Origin of the sequence: Microbacterium resistens (assembly GCF_031456305.1) — a bacterium.
Classification (GTDB): Bacteria; Actinomycetota; Actinomycetes; order Actinomycetales; family Microbacteriaceae; genus Microbacterium; species Microbacterium resistens_A.
Genome location: NZ_JAVDUM010000006.1, coordinates 110,308 through 131,528, shown reverse-complemented (window position 1 = coordinate 131,528; position 21,221 = coordinate 110,308). Strand labels below are relative to the sequence as shown.

Below are 21,221 nucleotides of genomic sequence, written 5' to 3'. Positions count from 1 at the left end.
ATCAATTTGCCGAGTTTGCCTACCGTGGCCACACACGCACTCACCGACTCAAGGGAGAGTCCAATGATGTCCCGACGTTTTCTCGCCACGGTCGCCGTGGCGGCCGCGGCGACCGTGGCGCTCGCCGGCTGCTCCGGATCCACCGGCGGCGGCAGCACCGGAGCGCCCGCCGGCGGCGCGATCGACGGCACCGGCAAGACGCTGACGGTCATGATGTCCGCCAACGGCCTCTACCCCGAACAGCAGAAGCAGTGGTTCCAGAAGGTCTCCGACGCGTTCGAGGAGAAGACCGGCGCGAAGGTCAGCTTCGAGACGTTCGCCTCGGCGAACGACGAGCTGACCAAGATCCAGACCTCGGTGCTCTCCAACCAGGGGCCCGACGTCTACGGCCTCGGCACGACCTTCACGCCCACCGCATACGCCACCGGCGCCTTCGTGAAGCTCGGCGACGCCGAGTGGGAGAAGGTCGGCGGGCGCGACCGGTTCACCCCGTCGCTCCTCGGCATCTCCGGGCCGAGCGAGAAGGACGAGGTCGGGATCCCGTTCGCGAGCCGCCCGTTCGTGATGGCCTACAACAAGGACCTCCTCGCCGCCACCGGGATCACGGAGCCGCCGACCACCTGGGACGAGCTCACCGCCGCCGCGAAGAAGACCACGACGGGGGACGTGCACGGGCTCGCCGTCGCCTACGCCGACAACTACGACCCGTGGAAGTTCATCTGGGGCATGTCGGTGCAGGCCGGGAACCCGCTCGTCGACGTCAAGGACAAGAAGTCGACCATCGACGACCCGGCGGTCACCGCGGCCTACGACACCTACTTCGGCTGGTACCGCGACGGACTCGTGGACCCGGCGGCGGTCGGATGGAAGAACGCCCAGGCCGTGGCCGCCTTCGCCGAGGGCAAGGCCGCGTTCCTGCCGATGACCTCCGCCGTCTCGAAGGCGACGTTCGCCTCCTCCCCCGTCGCCTCCTCCTACGCCTACGCGCTGCTGCCCACCGTCCCGCCCGGGGAGACGTCGCGCGGCGCCGACGGGAAGGAGGCCGCGAGCATCCTCTCCGGCGACAACCTCGTCGTCGCGCAGTACTCCCCCAACCAGGATCTGGCCTTCGCGCTCATCGAGATGATCACGAGCACCGAGTGGCAGAAGGAGTACTTCGACACGTTCGGCGAGCTGCCCACGGGCGCCGAGGCCGCGGCCCAGGTCGAGAAGGACAACCCGGACCTCAGCGCCAACGTGCAGGCCGCGGCGAAGTCGGTCGCGACGCCGTTCACCGGCGCCTGGGGCGACACGCAGCTGGCGCTCACGAACGTCGTGGTGCAGTCGCTGCCGGCGCTCCAGGCCGGCTCCCTCTCCGATGACGCGATCGCGGCAGCCGTGAAGGACGCCGCCGGCGCCTCCCAGTCCGCCCTGGACAAGTCCAAGTGACGAGCCGCCGATGACCTCCCTCACCGACGCCGACCCCGGCACGCCGACACAGGTCCCCCGACGCGTCGACCCCCCTGTCGACGCGTCGGGGAGGGCTCGGCGCCGCTCCCCCGGCACGCCGCCGAGCGAGCGCCCCCGGCCGCTGTGGATGCTGATCCCCGGCGGCGTCCTGATGACGCTCGTCATCCTGGTGCCGCTCGTCCTGGCGTTCTGGATCTCGCTGCTCGATCTCGACCAGTACACGATCCGGCAGTGGACGCAGGCGCCCTTCATCGGCATCGGCAACTTCGTCGAGGCGGTGTCGTCCTCGCCGCTGCTGCGCGGGGTCTGGCTGAGCGTCAGCTACGCGCTGATCGTCTCCGTCGCCTCGGTGCCGATCGGCGTGGTGGCCGCCCTCGCCACCCAGAACGCGTTCCGGGGTCGCGGTCTGATCCGCTCGATCTACCTCATCCCCTACATCCTCCCCGCCTTCGTGGTGGCGACGGTCTTCCGCGCGATGTTCCAGCCGGAGGGCGTGGTCGACGGCGCATTCGGCCTGTTCGGGATCAATCCGGGACTCTGGCTGAACGGCCCGCAGAGCTACTGGACGCTCATCATCGCGCAGCTGTGGGTGAGCTGGCCGTTCGTGTACCTGCTCACGCTCGCCGGCCTCCAGGCCGTGGACGCGGAGGTGCACGAGGCGGCAGCGCTGGACGGCGCCGGCTGGGGAATCAAACTGCGGAAGGTCATCCTGCCGTATCTGCGCGGATCGATCCTCCTCGCCTTCATCCTGTCCTTCCTGCACAACATCAACGCCTTCACGATGCCGTTCGTGCTGTTCGGGATCCCCGCCCCCGCCGACGTCGAGGTGCTGCCGGTGCTCACCTACATCACCAGCTTCCAGAGCTTCCGGTTCGGGCTCTCGGCGGCGATGGCGGTCGCCTCCCTCGCGATCGTCGCGATCCCGCTCTTCATCTACCTGCGTGCCGTGCGCCTGGACACCGGAGAGGACGCGAAGCGATGAGCGCCACGACCACGATCGCCCAGGTCAACCCGCGCCGGCGGACAGCGGGCCGGAGCGTGCAGATCACGCGCCTGCTGCCGCGTCCGCTGCTCGTCGTCGCGAACGTCCTGCTGTGCCTGCTCGTGCTGGGTCCCGTCTCGTACATGGTCTTCGCGTCGGTCAACTCCGACATCGCCGTCGCCGCGGGCGAATACTGGCCGCAGGATCTCCGGCTGGAGAACTACCTCACCGTCTGGCGCACGATCGACCTCGGCGCCGGCCTCGTCAACAGCCTGCTGATCTGCGGCGCCGTGGCGATCGTCTGCGCCGCGGTCGCGGTGTCGATCGCCTGGGTGCTGGTGCGCTTCACCTTCGTCGGCCGGGTCACGATCCTGCGCGGCCTCCTCGGCCTGCAGTCGGTCCCCGGCACCCTCATGCTGCTGCCCGTGTTCGTGATGTTCTCGACCCTGTCGGCGATCCTCCGCGTCCCCACGATCGGCACGCACTGGTCGGTGTTCGTGACCTATCTCACCTTCGCGCTGCCGTTCTCGACCTGGGTGATGGTGACCTACATCCGCGGCCTCCCGCGCGAGCTGGAGGAAGCGGCCCGCATGGACGGCGCCTCCAACTTCCGCGTGCTCACCAGGATCGTGCTCCCGCTGAGCTGGCCCGGCATCGTGGTCTCGGCGATCTTCGCCTTCCTGCAGGGCTGGAACGACGTGCTGTTCGCCTCGGTCATGACCAACCGCGAGAGCCGCACCGCGGCCGTCGCGCTGCAGATCTTCGGCGCCACGCAGGAGACCGGCGCCGTCCCGCTCTACGGACAGATGATGGCGGCCTCCCTCATCTGCGCCGCGCCCGTGGTGGTGCTGTACCTCGTGTTCCAGCGCTACCTCGTCGGAGGCCTGACCGCAGGAGGAGTGAAGTGAGTGAGAGGACTGACGTGAGCGGAGCGACCTGGGCCCTGTCCGGCTTCGGCGACGAGATCGACGCCGACCCCGTCGTGCAGACCGCCGTGTTGCAGGCGCTCGGCGCCCGGCACATCGAGGTGCGCAGCGCCTGGGGGGTGAACGTCGTGGACCTCGACGACGGTCAGCTCGACCGCCTCGCCGGCGTCCTCCGCGAGCGGGAGATGGCGGTCTCCGCGATCGCCTCCCCCGTGGGCAAGGTGGACGTCTCGCTGCCGGTCGAGCACGAGGTCGCCCGGCTGCGTCTCGCGATCCGCGCCGCGCGGGCGCTCGGCTCCGGCTACATCCGGCTGTTCTCCTTCTATCGCGCCGAAGGCGTGCCCGCGGAGGCGGTCCGCGACGACGTCCTCGTCCGGATGGCGGCGCTCGCCCGCGTCGCCGAGGAGGAGGAGATCACCCTCGTGCACGAGAACGAGAAGGACATCTACGGCGACACCCCCGAGCGCGTGCTCGACGTGATCGAGTCGGTGGGCTCGGAGCGTCTGCGCGTCGCCTGGGACAACGCGAACTTCGTGCAGGTGGGCGTCCGCCCCTACTCCGACGGCTACGCGATGCTCCGTCCGCACCTGGAGTACCTCCAGCTCAAGGACGCGATCGCGGCGACCGGCGCGGTGGTGCCGGTCGGCGAGGGGGACGGCGAGCTCCGCGAGACCCTGCGCGCGCTGCACGACGACGGCTACGCCGGCTTCGCATCGCTCGAACCGCACCTGACCGACTTCACCGCGCTCGGCGGGTACTCGGGCCCGGCCGCCTTCGGCCGTGCGGCCCGCGCCCTGCGCACCCTCACCGACGAGATCGGAGTGACCCTGTCATGACGCAGCAGAACCTGAACGTCCCGGAGGCGGATCGCGGGCACGGCGTCGCGATCGTCGGCTGCGGGATCATCGGCGTCAACCACGCCAGAGCGATCGCGCGGATCCCCGGTCTGCGGATCGCGGCGGTCGTGGACGACGTGCCGGAGGCGGCCCAGGCGCTCGCGGACCTCGTCGCGGACGAGCTCGGCGGTGAGCGCCCCGTGGAGGCCGCATCGGTCGAGGGACTCCCGGAGTCCGTCTCGATCGTCGCCGTCTGCACGCCGAGCGGCACGCACGTCGAGCTCGCCGAGCGGGTGATCGCCGGCGGACGGCATGTGGTGCTGGAGAAGCCGCTGGACGTGTCGATGGAGCGCGGCCGTCGTCTCGCCGCCCTCGCCGCCGAGGCGGCGGAGCGCGGGGTCAGCATCTCGGTCATCAGCCAGCACCGCTACGACCCCGCCGCGGTCGCCGTGGCCAACGCCGCGCATTCGGGGCGTCTGGGACGGATCACCAGCGCCGTGGCCAGCGTGCCGTGGTGGCGCACTCAGGAGTACTACGACTCCGGGGCGTGGCGGGGCACCTGGGCGCTCGACGGCGGCGGCGCCGTGATGAACCAGGGCGTCCACACGGTCGACCTGCTCCTCTGGTTCCTCGGGACGCCGGTGGAGCTGTACGCGCAGACCGGCCTCCTCGCGCACGAGCGCGTCGAGGTCGAGGACGTCGCCGTCGCGACCGTCCGCTTCGAGTCCGGCGCCCTCGCGGTGCTGCATGCGACGACCGCGGCCTTCCCGAGCCTTCCCGTCCGCGTGCAGGTGCACGGCTCGGCAGGGTCCGGCGTCGTGGAGGACGACAGGCTCGCCTGGCTGAGCGTCGACGGGGACGGCACCGATCTGACCCTCGACGCGGCCCCGGTCGGGCACCGCCTCGGCGACGAGAGACCGGAGGACGACTTCGTCGAGGGCCACGCCAGGCAGTGGTCCGACATCCTCTCCGCGATCCGCGATGGCCGGGAGCCGAGGGTCGGCGTGCCGGAGGCGCTGCTCGCCCTCGCCGTCGTCCGGGCCGTGTACGTGTCGGCGACCACCGGTGCGCCGGTGCGAATCGCCGACGTCCTGGACGGACGGACCGACGACGCGGACGTCCGGACGGGAGGCCTGGCATGAGGTTCTCGGTCTTCACCGCGGCGACCCCGGACTGGACGCCCGCCGAGGCGGCCGAGCGCATCGCCGCACAGGGCTGGGACGGCATCGAGTGGCGCGTCACCGATCAGGACCCGGCCGAGGCCCCCGGCTTCTGGGCCGGCAACCGCGCCACCTGGCCGCTCACGGGACTCGAGGACTCCCTCCCGGAGATCGCCCGGATCACGCGCGAGGCCGGTCTGGAGTTCAGCGGCATCGGCGGCTACGCGATGTCCGACCAGCACGAGGACGTCCGCCGGATGCTGGACGCCACGGCGACGCTCGGCGCGCGCCAGGTCCGCGTGCGGGTGCCCTTCCCCGAGTCGGAGGACTATCGGACCGTCTTCGCGCGGACCCGTCGCGACCTGGAAGCAGCGGTCGAGCACGCGACAGGGCGTGGCGTGAAGGTCCTGGTGGAGCTGCACCACCGCACCATCTCGTCCTCGGCGTCCGCCGCGTTCCGGCTGGTCGACGGGCTGGACCCCGCGCACATCGGCGTCATCCACGACCTCGGCAACCTGCTCATCGAAGGACAGGAGGACACCCTCTCCGGCCTGCAGATCCTCGGCGAGTACCTCGCGCACGTGCACGTGAAGAACGCGCTCTGGGCGCGCACCGGCGATGTCGGCGCGGACGGAGACGTCCTGTGGGAGGCGCAGTGGGCCACGCTGCGCGAGGGCATCGCGAGCGTCCCCGACTACTTCCGGGCGCTGGCCGCGTTCGGCTACGACGGCTGGGTGACGCTGGAGGACTTCTCCACCGCGCTCCCGCTGGAGGAGCGTCTGGCCGACGACCTCGCGTACCTGCGGTCGGCGCTCGCGGCGTCGAGGACGCCGTGAGCGGCCCGCAGCGCACCGAGCACCCTCCGCCGCGCGCCGTCCACCTGGGGCTCGGTGCGTTCCACCGCGCACATCAGGCCTGGTACACCCAGCGCGCGAACGACGCCCGCGTCCCTGCGGATGGAGCTGTGAATGGCGCTGTGAACGATGACGGTCCCTGGGGGATCGTCGCGTTCACCGGCCGGACGCCCGATGCGGCCCTTCGGCTCTCCGCGCAGGACGGCGTCTACACGCTCGCCGAGCGCTCGGCGGACGGCGACCGCACGGAGACCGTGCAGTCGATCGTCCGCGCCGTGCCGGGATCGGACGATCGGGCGTGGCTCGCCGCCGTCGCCGATCCGGAGGTCTCGGTACTCACCGTCACCGTCACCGAGACCGGCTACCGGCCGGGGTCGGGGCCTCCGGAGCGGATCGCCAGGGCGCTGGCCGCCCGGCGGGCCGCGGGGGCGGGCCCCCTCGCGGTCGTCAGCTGCGACAACCTGCTCGGCAACGGCCGCGTGCTGCGCGACGCCGTTCTCGCGCGCGCGGGGACGGACGCCGGCTGGATCGCCGACGCGGTGTCGTTCGTGGACACGGTGGTCGACCGGATCACCCCGGCGACGACCCCCGCGGACATCGACGCGGTCCGAGCGCTGACCGGCCTCGACGACCCCGCCGCCGTGGTGACCGAGCCGTTCTCGGAGTGGGTGCTCGCCGGGGCGTTCCCCGCGGGGCGCCCCGCCTGGGAGGCGGGCGGCGCACGCTTCGTCCCGGATGTCCGCCCCTATGAGGAGCGCAAGCTGTGGCTGCTCAACGCCGCGCACAGCTACCTCGCCGCCGCCGGACGCCTGGCGGGGTGCGACACGATCGCCGAGGCCTTCGCCGTCCCGTCGCTCCGGGCCGCGACCGAGGCGCTCTGGGCGGATCACCGAGCGGTGATCGATCTGCCGCCCGGCGAGGTCGACGCCTGGCTCGACGCGCTGCGCGTGCGCTTCGACAATCCGCGGATCGCGCATCGGCTCGACCAGATCCGCCGCGACAGCACGGCGAAGATCCCCGTGCGACTGCTCGCCCCTCTGACCCGCCGCGAGACCGCGGGACTCGGGGCGGGCGACGCGCAGCACGCCGCCCTCGACGCCTGGATCGCCTCCCTCCTCACCCTCGAGCCGACCGACGCCGCCGACGCGGCGCTCGCCCGCGAGCTCGACGCGCTCGCTCCCTCCGAGCGTCGGAACGCCGTCATCGCCCGCCTCACCCCGGAAGGAACCCCCGCATGACCATCGACAAGGCCGAGGTGATCGTCACCAGTCCTGACCGCAACTTCGTGACGTTGAAGATCACGACCGCCGACGGGGTGACCGGATTGGGCGATGCGACGTTGAACGGTCGTGAGCTCGCGGTGGTGTCCTATCTCCGTGATCATGTCGCGCCGCTGCTGATCGGGGCGGATGAGCGGCGGATCGAGGACACGTGGCAGTTCCTGTATCGCAGCGCGTACTGGCGGCGGGGCCCGGTGACGATGGCGGCGATCGCGGCGGTGGACATGGCGCTGTGGGACATCAAGGGCAAGCAGGCCGGGATGCCGGTGTATCAGCTGCTCGGCGGGGCGTCGCGGACCGGGCTGCTCGCATATGGCCATGCGTCGGGGAAGGAGCTGCCGGAGCTGTTCGACTCGGTGCGCGCGCATCTGGAGAAGGGGTACCGGGCGATCCGGATCCAGACTGGTGTGCCCGGCCTTCAGGCGATCTACGGCATCGCCTCGCAGTCGGCGGACACCGGCGGCGGTGACGCCCGCTACGACCATGAGCCGGCCCGCCGCGGCGCGAAGCCGGTGGAGGAGGACTGGGACACCCGCGCGTACCTGAACCACCTTCCGGGGGTGTTCGAGGCCGTGCGGAACGAGTTCGGTCCCGACATCCCCCTGCTGCACGACGGCCACCACCGGATGACGCCGATCCAGGCCGCCCGGCTCGGGAAGGACCTCGAGCCGTACGACCTGTTCTGGCTCGAGGACTGCACCCCCGCCGAGAACCAGGAGGCGCTGCGCCTGGTCCGGCAGCACACCACCACCCCGCTCGCGATCGGGGAGATCTTCAACACCGTCTGGGACTTCAAGGACATCATCCGCGACCAGCTCATCGACTACGTCCGCGGCGCCGTCACCCACATGGGCGGCATCAGCGCACTGAAGAAGACCCTCGACTACGCCGCGATGTACCAGATCAAGTCCGGCATGCACGGCCCCACCGACATCTCCCCCGTCGGCATGGCCGCCGCGATGCACCTGGGCCTGGCGATCCACAACTTCGGCATCCAGGAATACATGCAGCACGGCGCCCGCACCGACCAGGTCTTCCAGCAGTCCTTCACCTGGACCAACGGGATGCTGCATCCCGGCGATGCCCCGGGGCTCGGCGTCGAGCTCGACGTGGACGAGGCCGGCAGGTATCCCTACGAACAGGCCTACCTCCCCTACAACCGCCTCGCCGACGGCACCGTCCACGACTGGTGAGCAGACTGATGGACTCACCACCGATCGTGGTCATGGGCGTCTCGGCCGTGGGCAAGACGACGGTGGGACGGGCGCTGGCCGAGCTCATCGGCGGCACGTTCGCGGACGCCGACGACCTGCACCCGCGGACCAACGTCGAGAAGATGTCCGCCGGGGAGCCGCTCACCGACGACGATCGCGCCCCCTGGCTGGACCGCGTCGGGGAGGCGCTCCGGCCGGGGACCGTCATGGCCTGCTCCGCACTGAAGCGCGCCTACCGCGATGTGCTGCGCGGGCACGCCCCCGATACCCGGTTCGTGCATCTGAAGGCCGATGCCGCCCTGATCGCGGACCGGGCATCGCGGCGCCGCGACCACTTCATGCCGCCGGCTCTCCTGCAGTCCCAGCTCGACGCCCTGGAACCGCTCGCCCCCGATGAGCCCGGCGTGACGGTCGACGCCGACGAGCCACCGGACGCCCTCGCCGCCCGCGCCGCCGCCGGGCTCGGCCTCATCCCCGCCCCGGGCTGAGGTCCTGGCCCGGGGTGGGTCGGGTCGGGGTCGGGGTCGGGTTGGGTCGGTCTCGGGCCGCCCACGCGGGCACACATGCACGACCGGGGCACATCTGCACGACCAAACCGGACGATCCGTCGTGCAGGTGTGCCCGGATCGTGCACCCGGGCCGGACCCGAATCCGGACCCGCGGCGAGGTCCGCATCCTCGGCCGCCGATCGCCCCTGCGGCCCGGCGCCGGCATCACTAGGCTGAGGGGATCATGCAGGAGTTCATCGCTGGTTTCGGGGAGTTCGCGCGCGACTACTGGTGGCTGATCTTCCCGATCCTCGGCGTGGCCGGCGGCCTCGCGAAGACCTGGGAGCGGAGCGCCAGGCGACGTCACGAGCGCCGCCTGGAGACCCTGCGCGTCAAGGGTCAGATCAAGGCGGCGCAGATCGCGGCGCGGGGCGTCCCCGCGAACGCGCGCACGGTCTCGACGACGGGCTCCTCCCTCCCCTCCGCCGACCTGCTCGCCCGCCTCTTCGCCGAGCACGACGAGATCACCGCCCGCTGGCTGGAATACGAGCTGGACGTCGCCAAGCTCATCGCCTTCCCCGCGATGAGCGATGGGCGCCAGCCCCTCACCGCCGCGTTCCTGCGCGCCAGGAAGACGGCGGACGCCCTGCGCCCTCCGTCCGCCGGCGCGAAGGTGACCGAGCAGCAGGTATCGGAGTACCTGGACGCCGTCGGCGCCTACGCCGTGGCGTTCGAGATCGCCGAGAAGGACGCCCGCCGGCTCCGCGACTCCACCTTCACCGAGGCCGAGCGCAAGCGCCTGGACCGCGCGCAGCACATGCTCAAGGTCGCGATCGACGAATCGGCCACCGCCGCCGAGCGGCAGACCGCGTACCGTCGCGTCCGCGAGGAGCTGGACGGCCTCATCTCGCTCTCGGACGAGGCCGTGGAGAACCTGGAGAAGCGGGTCGCCCTGCAGATCGAGCCGACGGCGGAGACGACGGACGCGCGGATCGCGGAGCCGCTGCGCGCGCCGAAGCCCGACCTCCGATGATCCCGGAGAACGTCACCGGGCCGATCTCGCGACATGCGGAGGGTCCGGTCTGGTGGCCCGCCTGGGGCGGCCTGCGCTGGGTGGACGCCGAGGCCGGGGATCTGCTGTCCCTCGGCCGGGACGGCATCGGCCGGCAGCACCTGGACGACGAGTACCTCGCCTTCGTGCGCCCGCGCGCCGGCGGAGGCCTCGTCGCGGTCGGAGCGCGGGATCTGTACCTCGCCGACCGGCCGGACGGCCCGGCGCGAGCCGCGCTCGGCCTGGGCGGCGACCCGGCCGTGCGGATGAACGACGGCGGCTGCGATCCCCGCGGCCGCCTCCTCGCCGGCTCCATGGCGTACGACGGCTCCTCCGGCGCGGGCTCCCTCCTGCGCATCGGCCCCGCGCTGGACACGACGACCGTGCTGTCCGGGGTGTCCGTGTCGAACGGGATCGGGTTCACCGCCGAGGGGACCCGCGCCTACTACGTGGACAGCACGACGCGACGGATCGACGCCTTCGACGTGGACGAGAGCGGCGGCCTCGTCCAGCGGCGGGTCTTCGCACGCATCCCGGAGGGCGAGGGACTCCCCGACGGGCTGGCGGTCGCGGCGGACGGCGGCGTCTGGGTCGCGGTCTGGGGCGGGGGCGCCGTGCTCGGCTTCGACGAGGACGGCGTGCTCCGCGAGCGGATCGCGTTGCCCGTGCCCCAGGTGAGCGCCTGCACCTTCGGGGGCAGCGATCCGGGGACGGGTGCGGGGACGGACGATCTGGGGACCCTGTTCATCACGACATCCGCGCAGGGGCTGCCGCGGGATCACGGGACCGAGGCCGGATCGGTCTACGCCGTCCGGCCGGGCGTGCAGGGCGTTCCGGCGCTCCCCTTCGCAGGCTGAGGCCCGCCGATCCCGGGCAGGGAACAGCCGCGACCGCACCGATTCGCCGGCTGAAGCCTCGCCGTTCCCCCGGCTGAGGCCTCACCGGCCGACGGCCTGTGCCCACGGCACGGTCGCACTCAGCGGGAAGGACCGTGCCGCAGGCGCAGGCCGCCGACAGCGAGGGGGCCGCCCCGTTCGGGCGGGGCGACCCCGGATCAGGACAGGCGCACGCGCTCGGTGCGCTGGCGCTGGCGCCCCAGCCCCTCGATCTCGACGGTCATCTCGTCCCCGTCGCGAAGGTACGGGAACCGGCCGGAGAGCGCGACGCCCTGCGGGGTCCCGGTGTTCACCACATCGCCCGGCTCCAGCACCATGTATTGACTGAGGTCGTGGACGAGCCGGAGCACCGGGAAGATCATGTCGGCGGTGCTCGAGTCCTGCCTCGGCTCGCCGTTGACGAACGAGCGCAGCCGCAGCGCCTGCGGATCGACCTCGTCGGCCGGCACCAGGACGGGCCCGAGGGGGTTGAAGGTCTCCGCGCACTTGCCCTTGGACCACTGCCCGCCCGAGACCTCGAGCTGGTAGTCCCGCTCGGACACGTCGTTCGAGATCGCGTACCCGGCGATCACATCGCGCGCCGCCTCGGGCGAGGGGAGGTAACGCGCCGGCCTGCCGATGATCACGGCGAGCTCGACCTCCCAGTCCACCTTCCGCGCGCCGGGCGGCAGGAGGACCGTGTCGTCCGGACCCACCACGGTGTTCGGGTGCTTGAAGAACACGATCGGCTGCGCGGGCGGCTCCGACCCCGACTCCGCGGCGTGGGCGGCGTAGTTCTGGCCGATGCAGACGACGGCGCCCGGACGCGCGACCGGCGCGCCGATCCGGATCCCGTCGACGTCCGCCGCGGCGAGCGCGCCGTCGCGGAGGGCCGCACGGACCCGGGCGATCCCGTCGGCGGCGAGGAAGGCGCCGTCGATGTCCGCGGTCAGCGGCGAGAGGTCGCGGACGACCCCGTCGTCGTCGCGGACGTAGGGGCGCTCGTGCCCCGCGGGGCCGATCCTCATGAACTCCATGACTGCTCCTCTCGACCCGCGGCTCAGCGGGCGTCCGCGTAGGCGGGGTTGACGATGGCGGCTCCCGGCTCGCCGCCCAGGTAGCGGATCAGGTTCTCCGCCGCGTGCACCGGAAGGTCCTCCAGCGCCTCGGGCGAGTACCAGGCGGCGTGCGGGGTGAGGAGCACGTTCGGCGCCTCGCGGAGCGGGGAGCCGGCGGGCAGCGGCTCCGCCTCGAAGACGTCCAGCGCCGCGGCGCCGAGCCGGCCGGAGCCCAGCGCCTCGGCGAGCGCCGCCTCGTCGATGAGCGGTCCGCGGCAGGTGTTCACCACGACCGCGCCCCGCCGCATGGTCGCCAGCGCCGCGGCGTCGAGCAGGTGGTGCGTGTCGGCGGTGAGCGGCACGTGCAGCGTGAGGATGTCGGCGGCCGCGATCGCCTCCTCGATCGAGACGGGCTCGCACCCGGCCGCGCGCACGACGTCCGGGGAGGCGTACGGGTCGGCGACGAGAACGCGGAACCCGAGACCGCGGACGCCGCGGGCGACCAGGGAGCCGATCCGCCCGAACCCGAGCACGGAGACGGTCGTGCGCGACGGGCGCACCGCCATCGGCCGCGCGTCCACCGCCTTCCACACGCCCTCGCGGACCGCGCGGTCGTAGGCGGGGAGGGCGCGCCCCTGGGCCACGATCATCGCGACGGTGTGCGCGGCGACCTCCTCGATGCAGTAGCTCGGGGTGTTCGCCACCGCGATGCCGCGCGCGGTGGCCGCGGCGACGTCGACCATGTCGTAGCCGATGCCGAGTCGGCTGATCATCCGGAGGCGCGGCATCCGATCCATCAGGTCGCCGTCGATGCGGTGCCACTGGACTATCAGCCCTTCGGCCTCGGCGCCGAGGTCGGCGAGGGTCGCGGACGACGTCTCCGGCGCGCGCTCGGCCCGGAGGCCGGCCGCACGGAGGGTGCGCTCGGCGGCGTCGCCGGGCAGGTCGCAATCGGTGATGAGGATCAGAGGCTCAGCCATGAGATGGAATGCTATAGCATCTAGCAAGCTTTGGGCGAGTAGTTCCCTTGCCCGTGATTTTGCTATAGCGTTTTCCCATGACTGTTCGCCGTGCCCTCATCACCGGCGCCAGCTCCGGCATCGGAGCCGCCGCCGCTCTGGAGCTCGCCCGCGAGGGCGCCGCCGTCTGGATCACCTACGCCGGCCGCGCCGCGGAGGCGGCCCGGATCGCGGAGGAATGCCGCGCCGCCGGCTCCCCCGATACCCGCGTCTCCCGGCTCGATCTGCGCGATCCCTCCTCGATCGCCGCCCTGACCGCCGAGGTCGCCGAGGCCTGGGGAGCGCTCGACGTCCTGGTCAACAACGGCGGTGTCTGCCCGTACGTGCCGTTCGACGAGATCGAGATCAACGAGTGGGACCTCGTGATGGAGACCAACGCTCGGGGGACCTTCCTCCTCACCCGCGCGGCGCTCCCCCTGCTGCGCGCCGCCGGCGGCGACCGATCGGTGGTGAACGTCTCCTCGATCGCGGGGCAGGTCGGCGCGCTCCAGACGGGCATGCACTACGCCGCGAGCAAGGGTGCGCTGCTCGCGATCACCCGCAGCTTCGCGCGGCTGCTCGCCGGCGAGGGGATCCGCGTCAACGCCGTCACCCCCGGTCCCGTCGCGAGCGCGATCACCGACCAGCTGCAGGGCGAGGGACGGGAGAGGCTCGAGCGGTCGATCCCCCTCGGCGCGTTCGGCGAGCCGCAGGACGTCGCCTGGATCATCGCCTCCCTGGCCTCGGAGCGCGCCCGGTTCGTCACCGGCGCGACGTACGACGTGAACGGCGGGGTGCGCATTGACTGAGGATGCGGGCGCCGGTTTGGCGGGTTCGGTGGGTGCGGTGCGTTTGGTGGGTGCGGCGGGTGCGGAGCGTGCGGCGGGTGCGGTGCGTTCGGCGATGGACACGGTCCAGGCGCAGCTGGACGCGTTCAACGCCCACGATCTCGCGGCCTTCGTCTCGACCTACGCCCCCGACGCCGTCATCACCGGTGTCGGCCCGGAGCCGATCGAGGGCGCCGACGCGATCCGCGCCTTCTACGAGCCGCGACTCCAGAACCCCGAGCTGTCCTGCGTGATCGACACGAGCGTGCTCTTCGGCACCCGCTGGGTCGTCGCCCAGGAGCGGGTGATCAACGCCGGCGTCGCGACGGAGACGATCGCGACCTTCGATGTCGTCGACGGCCTGATCTCCCGCGCCTCGATGCTCAAGGCCTGACCCTCCTATCTCCCTCGCCTCTCGCCCTCCCCTCCCCTCCCCCTCGCCTCGCCCGCGCCGGCCCGCTCCTCCCTCTCGCCTCGCCGGCCCGGCCCGACCCGCGAGACTGCATCTGCGCCACGAGACAGCGCGATTTTCACGCAGTCTCGAGACGCAGTTGCAGTCTCGCGGGAAAGGCGCAGGCCGGGGCGGGTCAGCGGGGCGGGGCGTTGAAGCGGGCGAGGAGGGCGGGATCCGGGGAGACGTCGCCGAACGAGGAGGTCCAGCCGCCGTCGACGGCGATCGACTGCCCCGTCACGTAGGGCGCTGCGTCCGAGAGCAGGAAGGCCGTGAGGGCGGCGACCTCCTCGGCCCGGGCGATCCTCCCCATCGGCGGGCCCTCGGCGAGCGCTCGCTCGGCGGCCACCGGGTCCGGGGAGGCCGCGATCTGCGCCTCCAGATGCGGGGTGCGCACGCCGCCGGGGGCGACGACGTTGGCGCGGATGCCGAGACCGCCGTAGGTGACGGCGACGCTGCGGGTCAGCGCGTCGATGCCGCCCTTCGTGAACTCGTAGGCCGCGTGGTCGGGATGGCTCGCCCTGCCGTGGATCGAGCCGACATTCACGATCGCCCCGGCGACGCCCTGGTCGAGGAACGCCGTGACCGCGGCCGAACATCCCCACACGTAACCGAAGCCGTTGATGCCCAGGATCTCGCGGACCACGTCCTCGTCCAGCTCGTGCAGCGGCGTCCGCTTGGTGATCCCGGCGTTGTTCACCCATCCCGCAAGCGGCGCCAGGGCCATCGCCGCCTCCGCCGCGCGCTGGTGCGCCTCGCGGGCGGAGGCGTCGCCGAGCACGACCTGGGCGACGGCGCCGTCCTCCACGGACCCCGACCCCGGCGAGCGTTCGAGGCCGACCACGAGCCAGCCGTCGGCGGTGAGCCGCTCGGCCACCGCTCGGCCGATCCCCTTGCCGGATCCGGTCACGACCGCGCTGCGCGAGCCCGCAGGGCCCGGAGAACCGGGACGCGGACCCGGCACCGGGCTCTGGCTCGGGCTCGGGCTCGGGCTCGGGCTCGGGCTCTGGCTCGGGCTCTGGTCGGGCATGGGCGTCATCGGGCACTCCCGTCGAAGTCGAAGACCTCCGGATCGAGATCGAAGCCGAGGCCGGGCTCCGGAGACGGACGCACCAGCCCCTCGAAGCGGGGGCCGCCGCGGACGAACGACGGGGCCGGGTCGTAGGGGTTCCCGGCACGCGCGAAGGTCTCCACCCCGATCCCGAGGTGCGCGGTGACCTCCGGATAGACGTGCCCGGAGACGGGGACCCCGCGCTCGGCCGCCCAGCCGATCATCTCGCGGGCAGGGGTGATCCCGCCGATCGCGACGACGTCGAGACGAAGCACGTCGACGCCTCCCCGCTCCACGAGCGCGCGCAGCACCGCGGGATCGGTGACCTCGTCGCCGACGGACACGGGGAGACCGGATGCCCGGCGGATGCGCAGGGCGCCCTCGGCGTCCTCGGGAAGCAGCGGATCCTCCAGCCAGGCCAGCTCCGGATCGCCCCACTGCGCGATCTCGGCGATCGCCTGATCGGCGTCGCGCCAGCCGAATCCGACGTCCACGACGAGCCCGGTCCCGGCAGGCAGCTCACGGTTCAGGATCGCGATGAGCTCGCGCATGTAGGCGGGATCGAGCAGACGGGAGATCTTCACCGTCGTCCACCCCGCCGCCTGGCCGAGGACCTCGTCGGCCACCTCGCGCGGGGCGCGCCCCGGCGCGGGGTAGGCGGCCACGAGCATCGAGGGGCGAGGCTCGTCGCCGGTGCCGAGCATCCGCCAGAGCGGCACGCCTGCACGACGTGCCGCGATGTCCCACAGCGCGATGTCGACCAGCCCGATCGCCCGACGGACGAGGCCGACCCGCCCCACGATCGCACTACCGCGGAGCATCCGGTCCCACGTCTCGGCCGGGGCATCGGCATCGGCCCCCGCCGCGTGCGCCGCGACCAGCCGATCGACGATCTCGGCCATCGGCGCCTCGCGGGAGAGGCAGTAGGCGACCCCGTGCGTGCCGTCGTCCGCGGTCGCCCGCACGGCGCTGTACTCCCGGCGGGTCACCGTCATGGCCCCCAACCGCAACGGTGCCGGGAGGGGGAGGACGGCGGTCGCCGTCCCGATGCCCGTGATCGAGGTCATTCGGGCCTCTTCGCGAGCGGCACGCCGTAGTCGACCATGAACCCGCCGTCCACATACAGCGTCTGGCCGTTCATGTACCGGGCCTGGTCGGAGACGAGGAAGCTCACCGCCGCGGCGATCTCCGCGGCCTCGGCGAGGCGCCCGGCCGGGATCCGGGACAGGATCGTGTCGAGGCTGAGCGTGCCGGCCTCGACGCCCTGGCGGAAGACGCCGGTGTCGACGTAGCCGGGGGCGACGGCGTTCACCCGCACGCCGCGCGCGGCCCACTCGGCCCCCGCCGTGGCGGTCAGGCCGATGACCGCGGCCTTGGTCGTCGCGTACGGCGCGCGCCCGGCGGAGCCCCGGGAGGAGATGGACGAGATGTTCACGATCCGCCCGCCGCCCCGCTCCAGCATCCGTCGACCGGCGGCCTGAAGGCAGGCGAAGACGCCGTGCAGGTTCACGTCCACCACGCCCTGCCACTCGCTCCACGCGAGGTCCTCGATCGCACGATGGCGCTGGATGCCCGCGTTGTTGACGAGCACGGCGATCGGGCCGACCTCCGCCTCGATCCCGCCGAAGACGCGATCCACCGCCGCGTGGTCGGTGACATCGAGCTCCCGCCAGAGCACGCCCGCCGGGTTCTCCGCGGCGGTGAGCCCGGGGACGCGGTCGGCCGCGACGACGACGTAGCCGTCCGCGGCGAGGCGCTGTCCGATCTCCCAGCCGATCCCGGCGGCTCCTCCGGTGACGACGGCGACGGGTGCCTGAACGGTCATGTCTCTCCTCAGCGGTCTCGAAATTTGCTATAGCAAGCTTAGTCGGCGGGTGATTGCTCGGCGGGTGATTGCTCAGCGGGCAGGTGGTCGGCGGACGGCTGGTCACCCAGGAGCCGCTGCACCAGGGTGCAGGCGTGCTCCTCCAGGAGTTCCAGCGCGCCAGGGGCCAACGGCGTCTGCCAGGCCTGGTACGCCCCTCGGGCATAGGCCTCGCGCGTCGGCAGGTACACGAACCCCGGCCCGTTGGTGAGGTTCATCACCACGATCGGCGTCCTGGGGAACCGGGCGCGCAGGGTCCGCTGCAGCCGCGAGTACGCCTCACCGGGATGCCCGAGCACGACGGCGTCGCCGAGGCGCCAAGCCCACACCGGATGGGTCACCGTCGGACCGTCGATGTACCCCTCGCGGAGGTTCCGCGCACGACCCAGCCGCTCCTCGCGGGAGCGCGGGTCGATGCCCCGCCACTCCTCGGCGAGCTCGTCGAGCGTCGGCAGGTCGCGGAGCGGCAGCTCCACGCTCTCCATCAGACCCACCGCCGTGGCATCGGCCGCGGCGGGGCGTCCGGCCCAGATCGCGAGCGGCGCGCCGGACTCGACGACGCCGACCAGCTCGACCTCGTCCCCCGGCGCCGGCAGCGCGGCGAGCGCGGCGAGCGCCGCGTGCCCGAGCGAGCGGCCGTGCCGATCCGCGACCGTCACGTCGCCGGTGTACTGCTCACGCGGGGCGAGCTCGCCCGAGGCCCCCTGCACGAACAGGCACGGGGCGCCGGTGGCGGCCTCGACCGTCTCACGCAGGGCGCCGACGTAGTCGGGCGACACCTCGCGGCACTCCCAGGCGAGGGTCGTGGGATGGCAGGCGTAGTTGACCAGGGTCGCGACCACCGCACCGTCGATGCTGAACCGGCCCACGGTCACGGTGTCGTCGGCCTCCCCCGCGGGGTTGAACCCGACGAGCGGCCGCCCGTCGAGGTCGAGCTCCCGGTCCGCCGCGAGCTCGCATCGGCCGGCCGTCCACTCGATGAGCCCCGGTCGCGCACCGTCCAACGCCTCGCGTCCGGCAGCGATGCCCGCCGCCGCGAGCGCGTCGAGATAGCCGGGGATGAGCTCGCCGCCCGGGAGCCCCTCGTCGGCGGCGCAGAGCACGGCACCGGCATGGGTGTGCGAGAGCGAGAGCATGAGCTGGTCGGGGGCGAGGCCGAGGCCGAGGCCGTCGAGGATCGCGCCGCGCACCCCCTGCTCGTCCGCGACCCGACGCCACCAGGTGCCGTCGACCGCGAGCAGGATCCGGGGCCGCCCGTCGCCGCCGATCAGCGCGAGGGCCGTGAGCGTGAAGGGGCGATGGGCGCCCTCGGAGCGCTCCCAGTCCGCCGGACCCCAGTTCTTCGCGCGGATCCCGACCGGCGGGGTGATGTCGCGACGGGCGACGCCGATCCGGGTGGCCGTCCGGGGCACCCGGATCCGGTCGCCGATCTTCGTACCGGGCCTGCCTGCTGCCTGAACCATCGCCGACCTCCTCGTCTCATTTTGCTATAGCAAATCCTAGTCTCCGGAAGGAGGGGAACTCCAGCCGGGGTGGGCGGGCGGGGGGGAATGACCTGTCTGGATGGGACCGTTTGCCGGGGGAACGTTTTATCGGCCCCTTGCACTTCTGTCGGCCCGATTCGGGAATCCGGGCCGACAGAAGTGCACCCATCCGACACCGCGTCGAGCCGAGCCCCAACGAGCTACGACATACCGCGGCCACCCCGATCAGCCGGCGAAGGCGGTCACCGGCAGCCCGCGACGAGCCGTCCGGACTGCGAACACGCTGCCGGCCTGCGCCTCGGCGGCGGCCCCCAAACCCTGGCGGGAGGTCGTGATGAACAGCGTGTTCAGATCGTCGCCGCCGAACGCGCACGCGCTCACCTGGGCGACGGGCACCTCGACGATCGTGTGCAGAACTCCGTCCGACCCATAGCCAAGGACTGCGCCGCCGCCCCACAGCGCGACCCACACCGACCCGTCGGCCGACACGGTGAGACCGTCCGGCAGTCCGTCCGCCTCCGGGATGTCGACGAACGGCCGACGACCGCCGAGCTCGCCCCCGTGGTAGTCCAGAACGTCCACCCGCCGCTCCATCGAGTCGACGTAGTAGCAGCGCGATCCATCCGGCGAGAAGCCGACGCCGTTCGACACGGCGACCCCGGGGATCACGAGCTGCGGCCGCAGCCGCGCATCGATCCGATACACGGCGGATCCCGCAGGTCGGGCGTCGTACGCCATGCCCCCGGCGAGGAGGCGACCGTCCGGGTCGACGGTCCCATCGTTCATCCGCACGGAGCGGTCGGCCCACAGCTCGATCCGGGCGCCGGGCAGGGCGTCCGGGGCATCGGCGAGCGCGATGCCCCGCTCGACGGCGACGACGTATCCGCCGTTCCGGCGAGGCCGCACGAAAGCCGCGACGCGCTCTCCCAGCTCGAGCCGATCGACCCGGTCGCCGCGGAGGGTCAGCAGCGATCCCGCCTCCAGGTCGACGTAGCGCAGGCCGCCCCAGCCCACCGACCACACCGGCCCCTCCGCGTGGTGGGCGACGGCGTCGGTCACCGCCTCGGCCCTCAGACGCACGGGGGCGCCGATCATCCGCCGAACACCTTGCCGCCGTACATGAGCTCGTCCTGGTCCGCCCAGACCTCCTGCGCGTACGCGACCCCGGCGGCGGGAGGCTCGATGTGCCCGAGCACGCTCGGCGCCGGCTGGCCCGGCCCCGCGACGGCCGGATCCGGCGACCAGTGGTCGTCCTCATAGCGGCGACGCTGCTCCTCATCGTGCAGATCGGGGACCTCGATCGGTACCCCGCCCTCCAGCGCGGAGCGATAGGCGAGGATGCCGACGGCGGCCATCGCGACGCCGCGGTGCACGTCGAAGTAGGGCTGCCGCCCGGTTCGGATCGCCTCGGCGAAGAGCAGGTTCATGAAGAAGTCGCCGCCGAAGTGGGTACCGCCGGCGGCCTTGTCGTTGTGCGCGGGGAAGTCCGGGCGGTAGACCGTCTCCTCGGGGACGCCCTCCTCCCGCTCCCAGCGCTCGCGCCACACCCTGACCCGATCCTGGCCGTGATGGCCGCCGATCCTCGTGTTCTCCATGAGGCCGCGGTTGCCGTGGATCCGCACCCAGTGCCCGCCGCCGCGCAGATCGTACTGCAGCAGCTTCACCAGCGCGCCGTTGTCCATCGTCAGCACGATCATGCCCGCGGTGTCCATCCGGCGGACGGTCCGCGCCTTCTCGGCGTCGTCCGCGTCGTAGGGGACGACGAAGCCGGTGACGCTCCGCGGCATGGTCCCGGTGATGTGCATGACCGGGGCCAGCGCGTGCGAGCAGTAATAGGTGACCGGCAGCCAGTTGCGCCAGTGGTCGGCACCGGGCGAGATGCTGTTGAGGAACTGCGCGGACATCGCGTGGATGTACTCGCCCTCGCCATAGCGGAACTCCCCCACGGCCCCCTCGTCGTAAAGACGCTTCATCTCCTGGTTGAACGCCATGAACGGGTACTGCTCGGCGAGCATGTAGACGAGCCCTGACCGTTCGACCTCGCGCACCAGCGCCACACCCTCCGCCATCGTCATGCAGGCGGCGGTCTCGCTCATCACATGCTTGCCCGCCTGCAGCGCCTTGATGGCGAACGGCGCGTGCTGGTGGAAGTAGTTCGCCAGCACCACGGCGTCCATGTCATGCGCGAGGAAGGCGTCGTAGTCGGTGTAGGTCGCGACGCCGTGCTCGGCGTTGATCTCGTCCAGACGCTCCTCCCAGGTGTCGCAGAGGGCGACGAGCTCGAGGCCGACGTCCTGCGTGCTCTGCTCGATGAACGCCAGTCCTCGTCCGATGCCGACTACGCCGACGCGGATCGTGCGCTGCTCTGTCATG

21 protein-coding genes are annotated in these 21,221 nt (G+C 72.2%); 13 read left to right on the top strand and 8 right to left on the bottom strand.

What is annotated here, in order from left to right; all coding sequences use genetic code 11:
- Nucleotides 1–63: 63 nt before the first annotated feature.
- The 11 genes from J2Y69_RS08510 to J2Y69_RS08460 all read left to right on the top strand — a co-directional run bounded on the left by J2Y69_RS08510 (nucleotide 64) and on the right by J2Y69_RS08460 (nucleotide 11,097).
- Nucleotides 64–1,428, top strand: coding sequence for an ABC transporter substrate-binding protein (locus J2Y69_RS08510; protein ID WP_310019582.1), 1,365 nt, complete (start codon nucleotides 64–66; stop codon nucleotides 1,426–1,428).
- A gap of 10 nt (nucleotides 1,429–1,438) precedes the next feature.
- Complete coding sequence (locus tag J2Y69_RS08505) at nucleotides 1,439–2,431, top strand: carbohydrate ABC transporter permease (RefSeq protein WP_310019580.1); 993 nt, start codon at nucleotides 1,439–1,441, stop codon at nucleotides 2,429–2,431.
- Nucleotides 2,428–3,339, top strand: coding sequence for a carbohydrate ABC transporter permease (locus J2Y69_RS08500; protein WP_310019578.1), 912 nt, complete (start codon nucleotides 2,428–2,430; stop codon nucleotides 3,337–3,339). Before J2Y69_RS08505 ends, J2Y69_RS08500 begins: the two co-directional genes overlap by 4 nt.
- On the top strand, nucleotides 3,336–4,193 hold the full coding sequence (locus J2Y69_RS08495; RefSeq protein WP_310019577.1) for a sugar phosphate isomerase/epimerase family protein: 858 nt from the start codon (nucleotides 3,336–3,338) through the stop codon (nucleotides 4,191–4,193). Before J2Y69_RS08500 ends, J2Y69_RS08495 begins: the two co-directional genes overlap by 4 nt.
- Nucleotides 4,190–5,335: a Gfo/Idh/MocA family protein gene (locus tag J2Y69_RS08490; RefSeq protein ID WP_310019575.1), complete on the top strand. Its 1,146-nt coding sequence runs from the start codon at nucleotides 4,190–4,192 to the stop codon at nucleotides 5,333–5,335. The genes J2Y69_RS08495 and J2Y69_RS08490 overlap by 4 nt, the downstream gene beginning before the upstream one ends.
- The gene (locus tag J2Y69_RS08485) at nucleotides 5,332–6,189 is read left to right on the top strand and encodes a sugar phosphate isomerase/epimerase family protein (protein WP_310019573.1); all 858 of its coding nucleotides are present in this window, start codon (nucleotides 5,332–5,334) and stop codon (nucleotides 6,187–6,189) included. The genes J2Y69_RS08490 and J2Y69_RS08485 overlap by 4 nt, the downstream gene beginning before the upstream one ends.
- Nucleotides 6,186–7,445 carry a mannitol dehydrogenase family protein gene (locus tag J2Y69_RS08480; protein ID WP_310019572.1) on the top strand — a complete coding sequence of 420 codons (1,260 nt, stop codon included), beginning with the start codon at nucleotides 6,186–6,188 and terminating at the stop codon, nucleotides 7,443–7,445. Before J2Y69_RS08485 ends, J2Y69_RS08480 begins: the two co-directional genes overlap by 4 nt.
- Nucleotides 7,442–8,680, top strand: a complete 1,239-nt coding sequence (gene manD / locus J2Y69_RS08475) for a D-mannonate dehydratase ManD (RefSeq protein WP_310019570.1) — start codon at nucleotides 7,442–7,444, stop codon at nucleotides 8,678–8,680. The genes J2Y69_RS08480 and manD overlap by 4 nt, the downstream gene beginning before the upstream one ends.
- A gap of 8 nt (nucleotides 8,681–8,688) precedes the next feature.
- Nucleotides 8,689–9,189: a gluconokinase gene (locus J2Y69_RS08470; protein WP_310019568.1), complete on the top strand. Its 501-nt coding sequence runs from the start codon at nucleotides 8,689–8,691 to the stop codon at nucleotides 9,187–9,189.
- A gap of 244 nt (nucleotides 9,190–9,433) precedes the next feature.
- Complete coding sequence (locus tag J2Y69_RS08465; RefSeq protein ID WP_310019566.1) at nucleotides 9,434–10,222, top strand: hypothetical protein; 789 nt, start codon at nucleotides 9,434–9,436, stop codon at nucleotides 10,220–10,222.
- Nucleotides 10,219–11,097, top strand: a complete 879-nt coding sequence (locus J2Y69_RS08460) for an SMP-30/gluconolactonase/LRE family protein (RefSeq protein ID WP_310019562.1) — start codon at nucleotides 10,219–10,221, stop codon at nucleotides 11,095–11,097. The genes J2Y69_RS08465 and J2Y69_RS08460 overlap by 4 nt, the downstream gene beginning before the upstream one ends.
- 197 nt (nucleotides 11,098–11,294) lie before the next feature.
- Here the strand turns inward: J2Y69_RS08460 and J2Y69_RS08455 are convergent, their stop codons facing one another.
- Together J2Y69_RS08455 and J2Y69_RS08450 are read right to left on the bottom strand one after the other, a co-directional pair.
- The gene (locus J2Y69_RS08455; RefSeq protein WP_310019559.1) at nucleotides 11,295–12,152 is read right to left on the bottom strand and encodes a fumarylacetoacetate hydrolase family protein; all 858 of its coding nucleotides are present in this window, start codon (nucleotides 12,150–12,152) and stop codon (nucleotides 11,295–11,297) included.
- Nucleotides 12,153–12,175: 23 nt separating this feature from the next.
- Entirely contained in the window at nucleotides 12,176–13,153 is a 978-nt protein-coding gene (locus J2Y69_RS08450; RefSeq protein WP_310019556.1) for a C-terminal binding protein, read from the bottom strand.
- Between the two features lie 77 nt (nucleotides 13,154–13,230).
- On the opposite strand from J2Y69_RS08450, the gene J2Y69_RS08445 reads away from it, so the two are divergent.
- Together J2Y69_RS08445 and J2Y69_RS08440 are read left to right on the top strand one after the other, a co-directional pair.
- Entirely contained in the window at nucleotides 13,231–13,980 is a 750-nt protein-coding gene (locus J2Y69_RS08445) for an SDR family NAD(P)-dependent oxidoreductase (RefSeq protein ID WP_310019553.1), read from the top strand.
- Nucleotides 13,981–14,074: 94 nt separating this feature from the next.
- Nucleotides 14,075–14,392: a nuclear transport factor 2 family protein gene (locus tag J2Y69_RS08440; protein ID WP_310019550.1), complete on the top strand. Its 318-nt coding sequence runs from the start codon at nucleotides 14,075–14,077 to the stop codon at nucleotides 14,390–14,392.
- Between the two features lie 193 nt (nucleotides 14,393–14,585).
- On the opposite strand, the gene J2Y69_RS08435 is transcribed toward J2Y69_RS08440, so the two are convergent.
- The 6 genes from J2Y69_RS08435 to J2Y69_RS08410 all read right to left on the bottom strand — a co-directional run bounded on the left by J2Y69_RS08435 (nucleotide 14,586) and on the right by J2Y69_RS08410 (nucleotide 21,220).
- Nucleotides 14,586–15,488 carry an SDR family NAD(P)-dependent oxidoreductase gene (locus J2Y69_RS08435; protein ID WP_310019547.1) on the bottom strand — a complete coding sequence of 301 codons (903 nt, stop codon included), beginning with the start codon at nucleotides 15,486–15,488 and terminating at the stop codon, nucleotides 14,586–14,588.
- Nucleotides 15,485–16,567: an enolase C-terminal domain-like protein gene (locus J2Y69_RS08430; RefSeq protein ID WP_310019546.1), complete on the bottom strand. Its 1,083-nt coding sequence runs from the start codon at nucleotides 16,565–16,567 to the stop codon at nucleotides 15,485–15,487. Before J2Y69_RS08430 ends, J2Y69_RS08435 begins: the two co-directional genes overlap by 4 nt.
- Nucleotides 16,564–17,325, bottom strand: a complete 762-nt coding sequence (locus J2Y69_RS08425) for an SDR family NAD(P)-dependent oxidoreductase (RefSeq protein ID WP_310019543.1) — start codon at nucleotides 17,323–17,325, stop codon at nucleotides 16,564–16,566. The genes J2Y69_RS08430 and J2Y69_RS08425 overlap by 4 nt, the downstream gene beginning before the upstream one ends.
- 38 nt (nucleotides 17,326–17,363) lie before the next feature.
- Nucleotides 17,364–18,827, bottom strand: coding sequence for a hypothetical protein (locus J2Y69_RS08420; protein WP_310019541.1), 1,464 nt, complete (start codon nucleotides 18,825–18,827; stop codon nucleotides 17,364–17,366).
- Between the two features lie 246 nt (nucleotides 18,828–19,073).
- The gene (locus J2Y69_RS08415; RefSeq protein ID WP_310019539.1) at nucleotides 19,074–19,943 is read right to left on the bottom strand and encodes an SMP-30/gluconolactonase/LRE family protein; all 870 of its coding nucleotides are present in this window, start codon (nucleotides 19,941–19,943) and stop codon (nucleotides 19,074–19,076) included.
- Nucleotides 19,940–21,220: a Gfo/Idh/MocA family protein gene (locus tag J2Y69_RS08410; RefSeq protein ID WP_310019537.1), complete on the bottom strand. Its 1,281-nt coding sequence runs from the start codon at nucleotides 21,218–21,220 to the stop codon at nucleotides 19,940–19,942. Before J2Y69_RS08410 ends, J2Y69_RS08415 begins: the two co-directional genes overlap by 4 nt.
- Nucleotide 21,221: the final 1 nt, after the last annotated feature.